Genomic DNA, 16,777 nt, shown 5'->3' with positions numbered 1-16,777 from the left:
ACGGTAGGACGGATCGCCTCGGGAGGGGTCCACCGCAGGCATGACCCTGCGCTGCCCCTGTGCCCCCAGGGGGGGACGAAGGATCCCAGGACGGGAGCGGATCAGCGGGATCGACGGCGGGTGAGGAACCGGAAGCTGAGGTCCCAGACGTACTCGAGCGGCCCCCGGGAGTAGTACCGCAGCCAGACCTTCGCGAAGAGGATCACCAGGGCGCCGATCACGAGGAACATGAGGACCGTGCCGATCAAGGGGTCGAGCATCGGCGAGAGAGAGGAGCCGCCGAGCCAGCGCTGGGCCACGCGGCCGAGGATGTTCTGGAGCACGTAGCAGCTCAGAGCCATCCGTCCGACGAGAGACAGGTGTCGCCCGGCCACGCCGATCGGGTGCCGCTGGTAGAACGCGGCCATGAGCGCGAGGATCCCGAACGCGGTGAACGGCGCGGCCAGGAACCGGCCGAAGCCGTACGTCTCCTGGGAGAGGAAGAACGCCAGGTCCAGCGGGATCCCCACCCCGAAGCCCACGACCATGACCCATCGACGCAGGCGGGATCCTCGGGCCTCGAGGATCCCGTGGCGGTACACCAGGGCACCGAGCGTGAAGCACACGAGACCCAGGGTGAAGATCGAGCCGGTGTCGCTGCCGACGGTCAGGTCGCTCAGCACCGTCAGAGCGTTGTTGTGGATCTCGTACGCGTAGGGCGGCCTCCCCTCGGCCACCAAGAACTCACCCGGGAAGACGAAGCCGGGGGCACCGTAGAAGCCGGGCAGGGCCCAGGGAAGGAGGATGAGCGTGACGTGTGTCGTGAGGGCTACGCCGATGAAGATCCACTGGCGCTTCTCGGGCATCAGCAGGACGAAGGCCACGACGAAGCCGAGGACGGCGTAGACGCGCAGGACGTCGAACTGCACGACGAAGATGTAGTTGAGGACCCCGTCGAGGAAGAGCAGGCCGGCGCGGACGAGATAGGTGCCCGGCCACCGGAGGCCGCGCCTCGCCGCCGCCTGCCGTTGGATCTCGAGACCGATCCCGAACATGATGGTGAGGAGTCCGAGGAACTTGCCCTCCGACGTCCACGAGAGCAGCTCGGCCCATCGGACGTCGATGACACGCTCGCCGAAAAACGCCTGGAACAACCAGATGTTGCTGGCCAGCGTGCCCAGGATGGCGAGCCCACGGATGACGTCGAGCGAGGCGATGCGAGGCTTCTTCGAGGCGTCGGCGGGTTGAGGGAGAGGTGGCGCAAGAGGTGTGGTCACGCCCCGAGTCCATCGTGCGGCCCGTTGCCAGAGCGTCTCGGGTTCTCGATATGCAGGCGACAGGCGCGCGATCTTGCACCGGGTCAGGCTCTCAAGTCGTGCCGAAGACCTCGAGCTGTGACAGCTCGACCTGGGAGAGCGCGGTCAGCCGGACGGCGACGACGTCCCCTCCCTCGCCGCCCTCGGGACGTGTGCGGAACGGCCGCGTCTGGCAGGCGAGGTCGAAGGTCTCCTCCCGCGAGTCGAGCGGCACCACGGTGCCGTCGGCCGTGATGCCCTCGAGCCGCCATGCGGCATCAACCGGGTCGGGGACCACCGGAAGAGCAGCAGGCTCCCCCGCGAGCGTCACCGTGTACAGCGAGACCACTGCTGGTTCGGTGAGCGCGAGCTCGACGTGCTCACCCGCAGCGAGGACGACGGCGGTCTCACCACGGTCGTCGGTGAGACCTCCCGCATCGACGACGAGAAGGTCGCGCAGCGGCTCGCGGAGGCCCAGCTCGGTGCTGATCGACGTGGGCCGGCTGTCACGAGCCCAGCCCGTCGGCTCGTCAGACAGCACGAAGGCGATGTGCCGTGCGGTCGCGAGGACGTCCGCCGGTACCGCGACGCGCTCCCAGACCTCTCCGTCGACGCGGACCTCGCGGACGTACCGTGCGCCCGGGTTCACCGCGGTGATCTCGAGCGGGTGGTCGCGTCCCTGCGGGTGGAGCGTGACGCGGGGCAGCAGCGGCGGGGTGAGCACCATCTCCCCGGTCCCCGGGACCAGCGGGTAGAGCCCGAGCACCGCGAAGAGGTACCACGCAGACATCTCCCCGTTGTCCTCGTCCCCCGGGTAGCCCTGGCCGATCTCGGAGCCGACGAACAACCGGTCGCGGGCCTCGACGACCACGCGGTGCGCGTCGTCGTGGCGCCCGGCGAAGCAGTAGGTGAGCGGGATGTGGTGGGCGGGCTGGTTGGAGAGCCCGAGCATGCCCATCCGGACGTCGCGCGCCTCGGACATCTCGTGGATGACGAAGCCGTAGGACCCGACCAGGGTGGGGTCGGCCGTCTCCGGGGTGGCGAAGAACGCGTCGAGGGCGGCGCCCAGCGCAGCCTCTCCACCGTGCAGCTCCGCGAGGCCGGCACCGTCGTGGGGTGCGGTGAAGGCGGTGCCCCAGGCGTTGGTCTCGGTGTAGTCGTGGCCCCACTCGGCCGGGTCGAAGTCCTCCTCCGAGACCCGCCAGGTGCTGTCGGGGTGGCGCCCGAGGAAGAACCCGAGGCCGCGGTGGAACACAGACCGGTACCCGAGCGCGCGGCGCCCGAGGTACTCGGCCTCCGCGTCGAGCCGGTCGCGGTGCGCCGCGTCGGTGGTCTGCTCGCGCAGCGCGAGCGCCAGCCGGGCGGCGGAGGCGTCGTTGATGGCGTTGTCGAGGGTCCAGGACATCCCCTCGTGGACGTCGGTGTCGACGTAGCCGCGGAAGATCGCGGGGCGCAGGCCCTTCCGACCGATCCGCGCGTCGGCCGCGGGGACGGTCGCGTGGTGCAGCGCCGACTGGTAGGCCCCGTCGAGGCGGAGCGGCACGCCCTGGGCGGTGAGACCGGCGAAGACGGTGTCGCTCGTGGTGCCCGTCATGCAGTCGACGGGACCGGGGGCGCTCCACCGGGCCACCCATCCGGAGTCGGTCGCGTGCTGGACGAAGCCGTCGGCACGCTCCGCAGCCGTGGTCGGGGTGAGCAGACCGAGGAGCGGCCAGGCGGTGCGGTAGGTGTCCCAGAAGCCATTGTTAGACGAGTACTTGCCCAGGCGGACCGCGCCGTCGACCGGGCTGCGGTAGCGCGGGCCCGCCGGACCGGGCTCGTCGTAGGTGTTCGGGTACGCGAAGATCCGGCCGAGGCTCCCGCCAACCGAGCGCAGCACGTCGGCGGACACCTGGTCGGTGTCGTGGATCTCGACCGTGGAGAGCACGCGGCGCCAGGCGTCGGCGGCGGTCCGCAGCATGTCGTCGACGCCGCCGGCGCGCGACACGTTGTCGCGCGCCTGCGCGGCGTCGATCGTCGAGACGCCGATCAGCACGTCGGCCGCTGCTGCGTCGAAGGTGACGGCGCCGCGGAGCACGCCGTCGGCGGGCGTGAGCGTGTGGCTCTCGACGTGCGGGAAGACCGCGTGGACGTGGTGGTCGGGGCCGTCCCCGGTGTCACGGAGCAGCACGTCGAGGTGCAGGGTCCCGCCGTCGACGTCCCACCGCACCTCGACGGCCTCCCCGAGGTGGTCGAGGACCACGGAGAGCACGTCGGTGTGCGACCTGAACCGCAGGCCGATCGCGTGCTGCGCGGCGGTCATGACCACGGAGACGCCGTCGAGCTCGACCTCGTAGCGGTCGGCTCCGGCGTGCTCGCTCGCGCGGTCGAACCCCAGGGCGCGTGCCTGGCGGTCCAGCGGCGGGTCCGCCTGAGCGCTCGGCATGAGCTGGAAGACGCCGCGGTCGCCGATCCATGGGCTCGGGATGTGGCTCGTCGCGAAGGCCTGCAGCGACGAGGAACCCATCTGGTAGCGGTAGGGCCAGTTCCCGGCCGACGCGTCGGTCATCGGGAGCCCGAAGAGACCGCCGTGCGGGACCGAGACGACCGGGGCGGTGTTGCCGCGCGAGAACCGGTCGGAGGAGTGGGTGCCGCGCCGGGTGTCGACCCAGCCCAGCAGGACGTCCGGGCGCGGCGGCGCGGGGCGGACTGTCACGTCGCCGACGTGGACGGTGGTGGCGTCGTCGGTCGCACCGACGGCGACCGTCACGGCGGTGACCTGCTGACCCACCCAGGGGCCGAGGTCGACGACGCGCCGGTTCCACTGGTCGACCGAGAGCATCTTGGCTGCTGCTTGAGCCGCAGAGTCCAGCCGTGTCCCGTGCTGGTCGACGGCACCCGACCCGCTGAGCCGGGTGCCGTCGTCGAGCTCGAGGTCGACGACCAGGGCCGTGGCGCCGTACCGGTCACGCTCCCCCGCCACCGGGAGCACGTCGTAGACGAGCTCGTCGCCGGCTGCGATGACTCGACCAGCGGGCCAGGGGGCTCCACCGGCAGTCGACGACGCGCCAGGGAGCGTGACCGTCCCTCCTCCCGGTGGGCTGTCGACCCGCCAGCAGCGGTCGGCGTCGATCTCGTCGGTGGCAGCCGGCGCGAAGGCGGGCAGTCCTCGGGACAGTGATGGCGTCGTCGTCTCCACCCGTCGAGACTTGCGGACTAAACCGCATTAGTCAACGTTGTCAGCCCGTGTAGACCGTGTCCTGGCCGTAGAGCTCGCGCGTGATCGCAGAGAGATAGCTGCTCGCGTCGCCAGCCCGCAGGTCGTAGGTGACGAAGGCTCCGTAGCCGTCGGCGACCGTGCGTGCCGCGAGGTTCGTCGCGGTGCTCACCGGCGTCTGGCCGAGGTCGACCGCCGCGGCGCCGAGACGTGAGCGGTCGAGGTCGAACTGCGGCGGGTTGTACTGGCCGTAGTAGGGGTTCCAGATGTAGTCGAGCTTGTCGACCACCGAGGTGGGCGCCTGCTGGAGCGACGTCGAGGTCGCGCCGATGTCGTAGAGGGTGATGAGGCTGTCGGCGGGGAGCTTCTCGTGCAGCGCGTCGACGAGCCAGGCTGCGGAGCTGGGGTTCACGGCCGGGGTCCCACCGGAGCCGTAGGTGACCCACTCGTCGTCGATGTCGACGCCGTCGAGACCGTAGGTCTGCACGACGTCGGCGACCTCGTCGGCGAAGGCCTCGGCCGAGGCCTGGGTCGGGAAGTTCGCGAACCCAGCGGCCTGGTGGTTGCCGAGCAGGGACAGGGTGACCTTGATGCCCATGTCCTGGAGAGGCTTGATCTGGGTGTCGGCGGCATCGAGGGTGGCCTGGACCTGGTCGTTGAGGTGCAGGTAGGGCGCTGTGCCGTCGTGGTTGATGTTCGCCGCGAAGATGATCGCGACGTCGAAGGCGTTCGACCCGTCGGCCAGCTCGTACTTCCCGACGTTGGCGAGCTCGTTGCTGTTGACCTCGACGTAGGCGATCGAGACGGGGTCCGAGCTCGAGCGGGCGCCTGGCTCCGGCGCGGCGGCGGCCGGCAGCGCCGCCACCGTCCCGAGTGCGGCCGCGGCGGCCATCGCCGTCGCCGCGGCGATCGCTCGACGGGCGGGGTGTCGTCGTTCGTGGGTGCGTGACATCGGTACTCCTCGTTGAGTGCGTGTCGTCGACACTGCGTCGACGAACAGCACGCAACCGGACTTAACCGGGTTAGTCAACCAATGACTGGCGTGCCGATGCTGCGCCCCAGACGCACCTGCCGCCCATCTGCACCCCGATCACGGGCGACCGCGACCCCGCCGGCGCCCCGAGGCGCCCGTCGTCCCGTGTTCTCAATGCAGCCGCAGCCGCATCAGTCGCCCAACATGCGCGGTATGGAGTTATTGAGACTCGGCGCCCCTTATGTTAGTTTCATCACAGCGAGCAACGCAGCTCGCCGCGGTGGTGGATCAACGCCACATGCCTTCAGAGGCACTTCCCGCGTCGCAGCAGGAGGCTACGAGCCACCTGCTGCTCAACCTCTCTCGTGACGGAAGGGGGTGATCAAGATGAAGAACTACGAAACCCCGATGCTCATCCCGCTCGGCTCGTTCGCGGACCTCACGGCTGGGCTCGGACGACTCCTGGCTGACCGAGTCATCCCGGTCGGCCGGCTGGTCCCATGACCTAAGGAGGTCAAACATGACAAGCGGTCGCGATCCCCGAGCACTCTTGCTCACCATCACCGAGAGACCCGAAGCGATCGCGACCGCTTGCCGTGACCTCTCCTCGACAGCGAGCACCGGCGGGCTGACCCTCATGTGGATCGAGGCTGGTCGCCACTCAACACGAGTGGTCGACGCATCTGGCCGCGCCTGCGGCTTCGCGTCCTTCCCCTCGCGATCAGCAGCCACGGAAATCCGCACCTGCGAGAGCTCCGCTGTGGCGATGCATCGAGACCTTGCACGTCGCGGAGCGCGCGTGGTGGCCATCTGGACCGGCGAAGAGGTGTCGATACGTGGATCAGCCACAGGCTTCGACCGGATCTACTACTCAACTGACGCGCAGTGCACCGTCGTGAGCGACCGAGCCGACACTCTCGCAGAACACGTCGGCGCTCAGATCGACCACACCGGGCTAGCCATCAGCCTGATTTCTCCGGTGAGCCACCCTTTCGACCAAGGACCACTCTGGACAGGAATTGTCCCGGTCCAACCTGGCCTCATGCTCTCGATACGTGCTGGCACCCCTCCAGCTGTCATTCCTTGGTGGGATCCACCGGATGCGCACGCCTCGCTCTCAGACGGTGCCAAGGGGGTGAGATCCGCGATCCAAGAATCCGTTCGTGACGCTGGAGCTGGACACGATGCCATCTTGGCGGACCTCTCCGGCGGGCTCGACTCGACAACCATCACAGCTCTTGGCCTCGACCTCTTCCCTCGGACCCACTTCGTGGCGCTGACAGCCGGGGACCTGGGCCAGAACAGGGACCAGATGTGGGCGGAGCAAGCCGCACGTCACCTGCGCCCCGGAGAGCACATCATGCTCGGAGGCGCGGATCTCCCTCTGGTCTACTCCGACACCCTGGATCTGGGGGCCGAGACCGACCACCCGAGCCCAGCCCTCGCCACGCGGTCCACGATCCGCTCGATCGCCGCCATTGGACGTACAGCCGGAGCTACGACGCACCTGACAGGACACGGTGGCGACCACATGTTCTACGGCATGCCAACACTGCTGCGTGACTCCGTATGGCGCAGACCTCGGGGAAGCCTTCGAAAGATCAACGCCTATCGCCACATGCTGGGCTGGCCGCTGCACGAGATCATCCGACAGTTGCTGTGCAGACAGACGTACGCGGAATGCATCAAAGACTATGACCGCCAGTCCCCCGTGCGCAAAGATCGGATCCCGATCTTGCGATGGACGACGCCCCCCACACTGCCTCCTTGGATTTCAAACCATGGACGGGACCTCATCGCTGAATACGTCGTCAGCCCGACCACTGACCTATCCCCGATGTCTCGGCGGCCTGGTGCCCATGCAGAACTCGACACGATCCGCCAGGGAGCACAGCTCGCGCGCGCGATCTCTCAGATATCTTTCGCCCATGGACTCGAGCTCCAGGCACCGTTCTTCGACGACCGAGTCCTGACAGCGACTCTCACTCTGGACGCGGAAGCGCGGGTCGATCCGTGGTCCTACAAGGCACCGCTCAAGCTAGCCATGGTCGACATATTGCCGCATGCGACACTCACGCGAACCTCCAAAGACGAAGGTTCGCTCGAGCTCGAGCTCGGGATACGAGAGAACAGATCAGATATCCGCGACCTGCTCGAAGACTCACACCTTGCCAACCTGGGAATCATCGATGCAGATATTCTTCATCACGCACTCGAGACCGAGATGCACCCCGCGCTCTCAGACAGCGGTCTCACGACAACTATCTGCACCGAGTCGTGGCTCAGAGGCCGTATTCTCACGACTGGGATGGACCAACCATGAAGTATATTCTTAGCGATTCCGTGGCTATGACTAGGACCGATTATGGTTACGTCATCCTAGACACGAGGAAGAGTAAGTACTTCCAAGTCAACGCAGTTGCAGGCGAGATGCTGAAACTGCTGGCCAGTGGGCGATGCGTCAGCGACGTCGCGCAGTCGGTCGCAGACACATACGACATTCCGGGGACACGCGTCCTGAGAGACCTCGAAGCGCTGATCTCGGAAGCGTTGGGCGCCTGCATCATCGAACAGGTCTCCGAATGACAGTCCCGATGGCCATGCCCGCGCCACGGGAAGAACTTCGGCTCCACCGACTAGATCCTCGGCGGGCGGTCATCGCGCTCTCCTTCCTTCTGGCACGACCGAGCCCGGCACATCTGCAGCTCGTGTTGAGACTGCTCAGCCGTCACGCAGAGCCTGCCGATCTCACCACCACCGGACACGCCTATCGCCTCGTGGTGGCGACCAGTCCGCGATGCGCCGGATGGTGGGGGTGCCTTCCTCGCTCCATCGCGGTCGCACTTCTCTGCCGGCTGCGCGGGCAATGGCCTACCTGGTGCGTCGGCGTCCGGAACTCACCGCCGTTCGCTGCTCACGCGTGGGTCGAGTCGGAGGGCGAGATAGTCGGCGAGACAGCCTCGCCCTCCACCTATGCGCCTCTAGTGCGGGTTGGCAGGACAGCGGTCGGTGAACCATGACGATGAGAGAAATCCTTCACGAACACCGAGCCAGGTTCGCATGGGCCTCCCTGCTGATCATCATCGGAACCGGCTTTGGGCTGATGCAGCCACTTGTCGCAGGACAGGTGGTGTCGACGGTGCAGCTGAGAGAGAGCGCTTGGCCAGCGATATGGACTCTCGTCGGAATCTTTGTCGTCCAGGTCGTCACCGAAACCCTCGGTAGATACCATCTTGAGGTAACGGGAGAAGAAACCGCACGCTCCCTGAGAAGACGCGTCGTGGTTCGAGCCCTTCATGCCCGACTTGAAACACTATCCGCCTATCGCTCGGGAGATCTGATCTCGAGGATCGTCGGAGATCCTAGTGCATTCCAGGGCGCTGTGACCCACGGATATCTTGACATGGCGATCGGAATTCTTACCCTTGTGGGGGCAGCGCTTCTTATGGCGGCAATCAGCCCGCTCCTGCTCATCACGGTAGTGGCAATCATTGCCATTGCAGCGTTGGGTGCAGGAATATTTCTATCCCAGCTGCAGGCGGTCGCCACCAAGAAGCAAGCAGGGATCGCATCCCTCACCGCTGATCTTGAGAGCGTCCTCATCGCCGTCCGAACCGTGAAGACGTCAAATGCCGAGCTACGCGAGTCCGAACGCTTGTCGCGTTCGGTCCAGCGGGTCCTCGATGCCGCCCGACGAGGAGCCGGCCTGACAGCAGCAGCGACCCCTAGCATCTATCTCGCCGCAACCGGCTCCCTCATAGCCGTCGTGGTGATCGGCGGCTCTCAAGTGGCAGACGGGAGTCTAAGTACGTCGGAGCTGGTGTCGGCGCTTCTGTACTCCACCTACATCGTGGTCCCTCTGGGTGGCATCGTCGAGGGCTACACCTCGGTCGCTGCCGGCCGAGCTTCTCTACGAAGAATCTCTGAGATCGTGAGCCTCGAGGCCGAGTACGAGTACGGCGAACCTTCCACGATGCAGGGCCCTGCCGACGAGAGGACAGACCACCCGGTCGTCTTCGATCGTGTCGACTTCTCGTACGCCGCCACGGCACCGCCAGTTCTCAGGTCAGCGTCAATCAAGGTGCAGCGCGGCTCTCGGTGCCTCATCGTGGGCAGCTCGGGTTCTGGCAAGTCGACGGTACTCAATCTCATGTGCGGACTGTACGTCCCACAGGCTGGCTCGATCTCAACCCTGGGGTCCACACCTTCTGGTCAAGACCTGCGACAGCTGCGATCCAAGATCGCACTGGTCGAGCAGAACTCTCCCGTCCTGCACGGGACTGCACGGGAGGCCGTTTCGTATGCAGTTCCGCAGATTTCTGATGCGGAGATACTGCGCATCCTGTCCAGCGTCGGACTGGACGGCGTCTTTCCCGACTCATGTTCCCTGAACCGGGACCTGGGCGACCTCGGAGCGACTCTCTCGGGAGGCGAGAGGCAACGAATCGCTCTGGCCCGAGGGCTCGCTGTCCGACCAGACCTTCTGCTGCTGGACGAGCCGACCTCTAGTCTCGATACCCGCTCATTCGAGAGCGTCATGGCAAGCATCGCCGCGCTTCCGAGAGACGTCACTGTCGTCATGGTCTCTCATGACTACCGCCAGCTCGAGTGGGCTGACTCGATCATCGAGATCCGGGATGGAGGGCTCGTATGGAAGACATGAGGTCCAGTGGGAGCGAGGGCAGCGATGCCACGTGTGCCCCGTGGACGCCGGCTGAGTTCTCCGGAGCCGTCGACGGGTTGGACTCGATCGCCGTGAGGCTGGCCGCCACCTTTCGAATCCCCGACAGGATTTCCGAAGGCTGTGAAACCGTCGATCAGATCGCTCGGACGCTCGCTGTCGACCCGGAGGCTCTAGGTCGAGTCGTAAGATATCTGACAGCGAGAGGCATGTTCGCCGAGAACGACGGCGTCATCACCTTGGGCGAGTATGGCCGCACTCTGCTCGACGCTGACCCGAGCGGTCTTCGACGCTGGCTGACGGCGGACGGACCCGGCGCTCGGCTCGACGCGTCGCTCCTCGCGCTGGCGCAATCCGTCGAGCACGGCGGTTCCAACTACTCCGCGACCCATGGGGTCGACCTCTACGAAGACGCCGCCACGCCGGCTCAGAATGGCGACACCTTCAACTCCTTGCGCGCAGAGCATTGCGCCGCCATCGCACGTGGGGTGGTGCGTCTCCGTCTGTGGAAAGGGTCCGGGCACGTCGCCGATCTAGGTGGTGGGGAGGGGCAGCTCATCGCGTCGCTCCTCACAACTCATCCCCGGCTTCGCGGCACACTCCTGGACCTTCCACCTGCCATAGAGTCCGCGCGTGCCAGGCTCGAATCCGCTGGTGTGATCTCGCGTTGCACAATGGTTGCAGGCTCCTTCTTCGACGAGTTGCCCTTCGCTGCCGACATCTATGTGCTGTCGAACGTCCTCCACAACTGGGATGACGAGCACGCCCGCCGCATCTTGCGGCGTTGCCGCGCGAGAGCCGGTGGCGTCTTGATCGTCGAAACTCTTGCCGATCGAGTCGCGGCCCGGGGTGCGACGTCGATGGACCTGAGGATGCTGGCGTTCTGCGGCGGGAGAGAACGCACGACCGACGAGTATGAGTTGCTTCTTCGTGCGGAGCGGTTCGAGGTGACGAACATCGAGAAGATCACCTCCGAGCTCTGGGCGATCGCGGCGCAGCCAACTTAGAACCCAGCGAAACCTCTGTGCCTCTCCATACGACTCCCTTCCTCGCTAAGCGCAGACGTTCTTCATGGCTCATCGCACCTCGTACACCAGCCGTGCGAACTGTCCGACGGCCTTCGCCGAGACCAGGTGGAGACGGTCGGACTCGACGCGGCGCGGGAGCAGCGGCGCCCCGCCGGCGAGGGCGACAGGTGCGACGGAGATCGCGATCTCGTCGAGGGCTCCGATGTCGAGGAGCTGGCCGGCGAGGTCTCCCCCGCCGACCACCCAGATGTCGCGCTCCCCGGCGGCCTCGCGGATCGCGGGCAGCGCGTCGGCGACGGCCCCCGACACGAACCGCACGTCCGCGCCCTCGGGGACGGGGAGGTCGCGGGTGGTGAAGACGAAGGTGGTCTTGTCCCCGTGGAAGTTCTGCCACTTCTCGGGGTGGGCGAGGATGTCCTCCTCCGCGAGGATCCACTCGTAGGTCGTCGAGCCCTCGACGAGCACGGCGGCATCGGACGGGAAGAGCCCCTCGTCGGGCGCGTCCCCGTTCTCGACGGCGAACAACCAGGCCAGCGAGTTCTGCTCGTCGGCGATCCAGCCGTTGATGGTCGTGGCGGTGTCGAAGATGATGCGTCCCATGCTCGGCACGCTAGCTCCGTCCACCGACATCCGACAGGGCGCGAGACCCGGCCGGTCTCGCTAGGGTCGAGACCATGCTGACCGTCACCGAGGACTTCTTGCTGCTGATGCTCGACGAGACCACGGGGCGACCGCGCCTCGACAGCTCGTCCCTCCCGCTCGGCCTCGCCGGCGGCGTGCTGCTCGACCTGTCGCTCGCTGGCCGGATCACCGTCCCCGAGCGAGGAGCGCCCGACGCGGGACGTGTCGTCGTCGTGCCCGGCCCGCCGCTCGGCCACCCGGTCCTCGACGGCGGACTGGCGATCCTCGCCAAGGACACGCCGCGCAAGCCCGACACCGTCGTGACCCGCCTGTCCAAGGACCTGCGCGAGGCCGTGGCCGGAGCCCTCGAGGCCCGCGGGCTGGTGCGCCGGGAGACGCGACGTGTGCTGGGCATCTTCCCGAGCACCACCTGGACGCCCGTCTCGCCGATGGCTGGCCACGCGGTCCGCGAGCGCCTCTGGGCGACGCTCGTGGTCGGGCAGGACCCGGACGCACCGACCGCGGCGCTCGTCGCACTGCTGCTCGCGACCGACTCCCTGCACAAGGCCCTGCCAGGTCAGGACAAGCGGGCGCTCAAGCAGCGTGCGAAGCAGGTGGCCGAGGGCAGCTGGGCGGCGGACAGCGTGCGCAAGGCCATCAGTGCGGTGCAGACGGCGATCCTCGCGTCGGTGATGGTCGCGACGACCGCGGCGACGACCACGTCGTCGTCCTGACGAAGCCCGCAGAGCTGTCATCGCTCATCGTTGGCCTGGGCCTGCGCCGTCGCGCCTGGGCCTGGGGCCTCGGTCAGAGAGCCTCAACGGCATCGGCGAGGGCGCCGACCGGATGCCGCCCGTCGAGCTCGACGTCCGCAGTCTGACGGAGCAGCGGCTCGACCTCGGTGGTGAGGCGCCGGATCTCCTCCTGGTCGTCCGCCGTCCGGCCGTAGGGGTTGTCGGTGCGCAGCGCGACACGCTCGAGCAGGACCTCGACCGGCACGGTGAGGAGCACGACGTGCTCGAAGCTGTCGTAGAACACCCCTTGGTTGTCGGTGGTCCCCGAGACCACGACGTCGTCGTGGTCGGCCAGGAGACGCGACATCCGAGCCTCGTCCCAGGGACTGCCCGAGCCGTCCGTCCACCCGTCGTAGTCGGTGTCAACCGTGCGGTGCCCGCGCCGGGCCAGCTCTCTGAGCAGCGTCGACTTGCCCGCTCCGGACATGCCGGTGATGAGTACTCGCGCCATCCGCTCACGATACGCACGGGCGCGCCTCCCCGTCCGACAGCCAGCATGCGTACGACACGTGCACCACGGCCGCGCCGTTGAGTAGGTTGATGCCACCACCCAGCGATCGACGATGATCCGGAGCCCGCATGAGCACCACCCACGACACCCCGACCCTCTCCGCCGACGGGGCGTTCCTGCTGGCGTACTTCACACCTGCCACGGACGACGGCGAGCAGGTCCGTCTCGCCGTCAGCCGTGGCCCTCGGCCTGATGCTTTCGACGTCCTCGCCGGAGGTCGACCCGTGCTCGTGTCCGAGGTGGGTGAGCGTGCGGTCCGGGACCCGTTCCTGCTCCGGGACACCGCGCGGGACCTGTTCGTGCTGGTCGCCACGGACCTGCGGGCGCACACCGACGGCGCGTGGGAGCGCTCGACCCGCCGCGGCAGCCGGAGCATCGTGGTGTGGGAGTCCGTCGACCTCGTCACCTGGTCGCCCGGTCGCCTGGTCGAGGTCGCGCCACCTGAGGCGGGGAACACCTGGGCGCCGAAGGTGTTCCGCTCCCCCGCGGACGACACCTGGCTGGTGTTCTGGGCGTCGGCGCTCTACGCCCCTGGCGACGACCGCACCGCCGGGTCGCACCAGCGCATCCTCGTCGCCGAGACCGACGACTTCCAGACCTTCTCCCCCGCCCGCGTCTACCTCGACCCGGGGCACGACGTCATCGACGTGACCTTCGCCGTGCACGACGGCGTCACCTACAGGTTCTCGGCGAACGCCCAGTCCGCCGACCCCGACAAGACCACCGGCTTCCACGTGTTCGTCGAGCGCGGCACGGACGTGCTCGACCCGGCGTTCGTCCCCGTCGTCGTCGACGTGGGGCGCGACGAGCTCGAGCGCGGCGAGGGACCGGCGGTCGCGGTGTCCCACGACGGGACCGAGCTGTTCCTGCTCGTCGACGAGTTCACCGGGCGCGGGTGCACGCTCTTCACCGCCACCGACCCCGCGTCGGGCACCTTCGTCCACGAACCCTCGGCACGGCTGCCCGAGACGGCACGGCACGGGTCGCTGCTGGCCATCACCGCCGACGAGCGCGACCGGCTGCTCGGGGCGCTCCGATGACACTCACCACTGCTGACCACTGGGAAGCGATCCGTGCGGAGCGGGCTCGCCTCGCCGGTGACCTCGCGGACCTCACCGACGCCCAGTGGGCCTCCCCGAGCCTGTGCGCGGACTGGTCGGTCGAGGACGTCGTCGCGCACCTCACCGCCGGGGCGAGCACCGGCCGGTGGGCGTGGCTGCGGAGCATCGCCGGGGCAGGCTTCCGGCCCGCGGTGCACAACGCCCGACGTCTCGCCGAGCACCGTGGGGCGACCCCGGCCCAGACGCTCGAGCAGTTCCGCACCGTCGTGGACTTACGGGTCGCCCCGACCGGCGACCTCTGGGCGTGGCTCGGTGAGGTGGTCGTCCACGGCGCCGACGTCCGCGAACCGCTCGGGATCCGCACCGTGCCAGATCTCTCCGCGGTGGTCGCGGTCGCGGAGGGGTACGTCCGCAAGGACTTCGCGGTCGACTCGCGGTCGATGGCCAAGGGGCTGCGACTCGTCGCGACCGACTCCAGCTTCCGCGCGGGAGACGCGGCGTCCGCACCGGGGACGACCGTCGAGGGGAGCACCCTCGACCTGGTGCTCGCCATGGCAGGACGCCCCTCCGTCGCCGGTCGCCTCGGCGGCGACGGGGTGCCTACGCTCCTCGAGCGCATGCAGCCGCTGCCGGGCTGATACCGCGCGCGCCGCACGCCGTGCCGGCGCATACTCGACGAGATGAGCGACGACACCCAGCAGACCCCCGCCGCGCCCCACAGCAAGGTCGACGACGCGTCGATCGCGGCGACGATCATCGACCTCCTCTCCCAGCGCGCAGACACCTCGTCGATCTGCCCGTCGGACGCGGCGAGAGCGGTCGGCGGCGACCACTGGCGGGACCTCATGGACGACACGCGTCGGGTCGCGCGCCGGCTGGTCGCCGAGGGGCGGGTGCAGATCACGCAGGGCGGCGAGGTCGTCGACCCCACCGAGGCGCGCGGACCGATCCGGATCCGCTGGGCGCGCGAGGACTGAGACTGCTCCCGCCGACTGCTTCCCGGGGGCGCAGAGTCGCCGGGTGCGCCTCCGTCCGAGCACAGACGCACTGAGCCCGCTCGCACGAGGGCGAACGGGCTCAGGCGGGACGGGCTGTCTCTGACGTCGTCAGGACGCGCTCGTTATGAGACTGCGGTCAGGAGTTCTTGTCGCGCCCCTCGGGGACCGGCGCGCCGGTCACCGTCGGAGCGCCGACCGTGACGGGCGTGCCCGCGTCGGCCTGCGCCTCGTCGACGATCTCCTCGGCCTCCTCGTCGTCGGCGAAGAGGTCCTCGGAGGTCGCGGAGCGGTACTGCTCCTCGTCGAGGATGCCCTCACGCTTGGCCACGATGACCGGCACGAGCACCTGGCCCGCGACGTTGACCGCGGTGCGGCCCATGTCGAGGATCGGGTCGATGGCGAGCAGCAGCCCGACACCCGCGAGCGGGAGGCCGAGGGTCGAGAGCGTCAGGGTGAGCATGACGATCGCGCCGGTGAGCCCGGCGGTCGCCGCGGAGCCGATCACGGAGACGAAGGCGATGAGCAGGTAGTCGGTGACCGAGAGGTCGATGCCGAAGATCTGCGCGACGAAGATCGCCGAGATCGCCGGGTAGATCGAGGCGCAGCCGTCCATCTTGGTGGTCGCGCCGAGCGGCACGGCGAAGGACGCGTAGGCGCTGGGCACGCCGAGGTTGCGCTCGGTGACGCGCTGCGTGAGCGGCAGGGTGCCGATGGACGAGCGGGACACGAAGGCCAGCTGGATCGCGGGCCAGGCGCCGCGGAAGTAGCTGAGGACGCGGAGCCCGTTGATGCGCAGCAGCACCGGGTAGAGCACGAGCAGGACGATCGCGAGGCCGATGTAGATCGCGGCGGCGAAGGTGCCGAGCGGGGCCAGGAGGTCCCAGCCGTAGGAGGCGATCGCGTTGCCGATGAGGCCGAGGGTGCCGAGCGGCGCGAGGCGGATGACCCACCAGAGGATCTTCTGGATGATCTCGAGGGCCGACCGGTTGAAGGTGAGGAACGGCTCGGCCTTGCGGCCGACCTTGAGCGCGGCGATGCCGACCGCGAGGGCCATGACCACGATCTGCAGCACGTTGAAGGACAGCGACGTGCTGGCCGTGACGGCCCCGCTCTCGGCGACCTGCGTGCTGGTGTTAGCACCCAGTCCGAGGAAGTTGGCCGGCAGCAGGCTGTCGAGGAAGTCGAGCCACGAGCCGGTGCGGCCCGGCTCGGAGCCGTCGGCGATGTCGAGGGTGGTGTTCTGGCCGGGGCGCATGATGATGCCCAGCGCGATGCCGACCGCGACGGAGACGAGCGCGGTGATCGCGAACCACATGAGGGTCTTGGCAGCGAGGCGCGCACCGTCGGCGACGTGCCGCAGGTTGGTGATCGACGCGACGATCGCGGTGAAGACGAGCGGCGGCACGAGGGTGCGCAGCAGCAGGACGAAGGACGACCCGATGGTGTCGAGGGTCGTGGTCAGCCAGTTGGCGCCGCCCTCGGGAGTGCCGTCGTCGACGGTCCCCATGGACAGGGCCCACCAGCCGAGCAGCACGCCGAGGACGAGCGACCCGATGATCTGGACGCTGAAGGACGGGGCGCGGAAGCGGCGCTTGCCGGTCGACGGAGTCTGTGCGTCCGTCGTGGTGGAGCTGGTCACG

General features: G+C 68.1%; 16 protein-coding genes. 10 read left to right on the top strand and 6 right to left on the bottom strand.

Translation table 11 applies throughout. The features are described 5' to 3' along the window. Window positions 1–101 precede the first annotated feature (101 nt). From SKED_RS07135 to SKED_RS07125, 3 genes are all read right to left on the bottom strand, one after another. Window positions 102–1,256, bottom strand: a complete 1,155-nt coding sequence (locus SKED_RS07135) for a DUF418 domain-containing protein (RefSeq protein WP_012866460.1) — start codon at window positions 1,254–1,256, stop codon at window positions 102–104. A gap of 91 nt (window positions 1,257–1,347) precedes the next feature. Further along, a complete protein-coding gene (locus SKED_RS07130; RefSeq protein ID WP_012866459.1) occupies window positions 1,348–4,452 on the bottom strand; it encodes a glycoside hydrolase domain-containing protein in 3,105 nt (1,034 codons plus the stop codon). A gap of 40 nt (window positions 4,453–4,492) precedes the next feature. Beyond that, window positions 4,493–5,422: an endo-beta-N-acetylglucosaminidase H gene (locus SKED_RS07125; protein WP_012866458.1), complete on the bottom strand. Its 930-nt coding sequence runs from the start codon at window positions 5,420–5,422 to the stop codon at window positions 4,493–4,495. A gap of 408 nt (window positions 5,423–5,830) precedes the next feature. Here SKED_RS07125 and SKED_RS19950 point away from each other — a divergent pair, with 408 nt between their 5' ends. Genes SKED_RS19950 through SKED_RS07105 form a run of 6 tightly spaced genes read left to right on the top strand, consistent with a single transcriptional unit; the run spans window position 5,831 to window position 11,131 of the window. Then, entirely contained in the window at window positions 5,831–5,947 is a 117-nt protein-coding gene (locus tag SKED_RS19950) for a keywimysin-related RiPP (protein WP_143755684.1), read from the top strand. A gap of 16 nt (window positions 5,948–5,963) precedes the next feature. Further along, window positions 5,964–7,766 carry an asparagine synthase-related protein gene (locus SKED_RS19440; protein WP_081447941.1) on the top strand — a complete coding sequence of 601 codons (1,803 nt, stop codon included), beginning with the start codon at window positions 5,964–5,966 and terminating at the stop codon, window positions 7,764–7,766. After that, window positions 7,763–8,029 (top strand): PqqD family peptide modification chaperone, encoded by a 267-nt coding sequence (locus SKED_RS07115; RefSeq protein WP_012866456.1) that lies wholly within the window; start codon window positions 7,763–7,765, stop codon window positions 8,027–8,029. The genes SKED_RS19440 and SKED_RS07115 overlap by 4 nt, the downstream gene beginning before the upstream one ends. Continuing rightward, window positions 8,026–8,463, top strand: a complete 438-nt coding sequence (locus SKED_RS20955; RefSeq protein ID WP_012866455.1) for a lasso peptide biosynthesis B2 protein — start codon at window positions 8,026–8,028, stop codon at window positions 8,461–8,463. The genes SKED_RS07115 and SKED_RS20955 overlap by 4 nt, the downstream gene beginning before the upstream one ends. Next, window positions 8,460–10,106 (top strand): ABC transporter ATP-binding protein, encoded by a 1,647-nt coding sequence (locus SKED_RS07110; protein WP_012866454.1) that lies wholly within the window; start codon window positions 8,460–8,462, stop codon window positions 10,104–10,106. The genes SKED_RS20955 and SKED_RS07110 overlap by 4 nt, the downstream gene beginning before the upstream one ends. Then, window positions 10,094–11,131, top strand: a complete 1,038-nt coding sequence (locus tag SKED_RS07105) for a methyltransferase (protein ID WP_012866453.1) — start codon at window positions 10,094–10,096, stop codon at window positions 11,129–11,131. Before SKED_RS07110 ends, SKED_RS07105 begins: the two co-directional genes overlap by 13 nt. 69 nt (window positions 11,132–11,200) lie before the next feature. Here SKED_RS07105 and SKED_RS07100 read toward each other — a convergent pair whose 3' ends face one another. Beyond that, entirely contained in the window at window positions 11,201–11,752 is a 552-nt protein-coding gene (locus SKED_RS07100) for a dihydrofolate reductase family protein (RefSeq protein ID WP_012866452.1), read from the bottom strand. A 74-nt stretch (window positions 11,753–11,826) separates the two neighbouring features. On the opposite strand from SKED_RS07100, the gene SKED_RS07095 reads away from it, so the two are divergent. After that, a complete protein-coding gene (locus tag SKED_RS07095; protein WP_012866451.1) occupies window positions 11,827–12,507 on the top strand; it encodes a GOLPH3/VPS74 family protein in 681 nt (226 codons plus the stop codon). A gap of 73 nt (window positions 12,508–12,580) precedes the next feature. Here the strand turns inward: SKED_RS07095 and SKED_RS07090 are convergent, their stop codons facing one another. Next, a complete protein-coding gene (locus SKED_RS07090; RefSeq protein ID WP_042437852.1) occupies window positions 12,581–13,018 on the bottom strand; it encodes a shikimate kinase in 438 nt (145 codons plus the stop codon). Between the two features lie 128 nt (window positions 13,019–13,146). On the opposite strand from SKED_RS07090, the gene SKED_RS07085 reads away from it, so the two are divergent. The 3 genes from SKED_RS07085 to SKED_RS07075 are packed head-to-tail and all read left to right on the top strand — an operon-like array spanning window position 13,147 to window position 15,116. Next, window positions 13,147–14,118 (top strand): glycoside hydrolase family 43 protein, encoded by a 972-nt coding sequence (locus SKED_RS07085; protein ID WP_012866449.1) that lies wholly within the window; start codon window positions 13,147–13,149, stop codon window positions 14,116–14,118. Then, window positions 14,115–14,777: a maleylpyruvate isomerase family mycothiol-dependent enzyme gene (locus SKED_RS07080; RefSeq protein ID WP_012866448.1), complete on the top strand. Its 663-nt coding sequence runs from the start codon at window positions 14,115–14,117 to the stop codon at window positions 14,775–14,777. Before SKED_RS07085 ends, SKED_RS07080 begins: the two co-directional genes overlap by 4 nt. Window positions 14,778–14,819: 42 nt before the next feature. Beyond that, complete coding sequence (locus tag SKED_RS07075) at window positions 14,820–15,116, top strand: DUF3253 domain-containing protein (RefSeq protein ID WP_012866447.1); 297 nt, start codon at window positions 14,820–14,822, stop codon at window positions 15,114–15,116. 157 nt (window positions 15,117–15,273) lie between these two features. Here the strand turns inward: SKED_RS07075 and SKED_RS07070 are convergent, their stop codons facing one another. Next, window positions 15,274–16,776 (bottom strand): dicarboxylate/amino acid:cation symporter, encoded by a 1,503-nt coding sequence (locus SKED_RS07070; protein ID WP_012866446.1) that lies wholly within the window; start codon window positions 16,774–16,776, stop codon window positions 15,274–15,276. Window position 16,777 lies beyond the last annotated feature (1 nt).

The sequence above is a fragment of the Sanguibacter keddieii DSM 10542 genome, assembly GCF_000024925.1.
Taxonomy (GTDB): domain Bacteria; phylum Actinomycetota; class Actinomycetes; order Actinomycetales; family Cellulomonadaceae; genus Sanguibacter; species Sanguibacter keddieii.
The sequence above is the reverse complement of the archived record's forward strand: the minus strand, read 5'-3'. Positions and strand labels throughout refer to the sequence as shown.

Bases quoted from the DNA above. Each gene is read 5' to 3' on its own strand.
- SKED_RS07090 (WP_042437852.1), bottom strand. From the start codon at position 13,018: ATGGCGCGAGTACTCATCACCGGCATGTCCGGAGCGGGCAAGTCGACG.
- SKED_RS20955 (WP_012866455.1), top strand. From the start codon at position 8,026: ATGACAGTCCCGATGGCCATGCCCGCGCCACGGGAAGAACTTCGGCTC.
- SKED_RS07095 (WP_012866451.1), top strand. From the start codon at position 11,827: ATGCTGACCGTCACCGAGGACTTCTTGCTGCTGATGCTCGACGAGACC.
- SKED_RS07080 (WP_012866448.1), top strand. From the start codon at position 14,115: ATGACACTCACCACTGCTGACCACTGGGAAGCGATCCGTGCGGAGCGG.
- SKED_RS19440 (WP_081447941.1), top strand. From the start codon at position 5,964: ATGACAAGCGGTCGCGATCCCCGAGCACTCTTGCTCACCATCACCGAG.
- SKED_RS19950 (WP_143755684.1), top strand. From the start codon at position 5,831: ATGAAGAACTACGAAACCCCGATGCTCATCCCGCTCGGCTCGTTCGCG.
- SKED_RS07075 (WP_012866447.1), top strand. From the start codon at position 14,820: ATGAGCGACGACACCCAGCAGACCCCCGCCGCGCCCCACAGCAAGGTC.
- SKED_RS07115 (WP_012866456.1), top strand. From the start codon at position 7,763: ATGAAGTATATTCTTAGCGATTCCGTGGCTATGACTAGGACCGATTAT.
- SKED_RS07105 (WP_012866453.1), top strand. From the start codon at position 10,094: ATGGAAGACATGAGGTCCAGTGGGAGCGAGGGCAGCGATGCCACGTGT.
- SKED_RS07100 (WP_012866452.1), bottom strand. From the start codon at position 11,752: ATGGGACGCATCATCTTCGACACCGCCACGACCATCAACGGCTGGATC.
- SKED_RS07085 (WP_012866449.1), top strand. From the start codon at position 13,147: ATGAGCACCACCCACGACACCCCGACCCTCTCCGCCGACGGGGCGTTC.
- SKED_RS07110 (WP_012866454.1), top strand. From the start codon at position 8,460: ATGACGATGAGAGAAATCCTTCACGAACACCGAGCCAGGTTCGCATGG.
- SKED_RS07125 (WP_012866458.1), bottom strand. From the start codon at position 5,422: ATGTCACGCACCCACGAACGACGACACCCCGCCCGTCGAGCGATCGCC.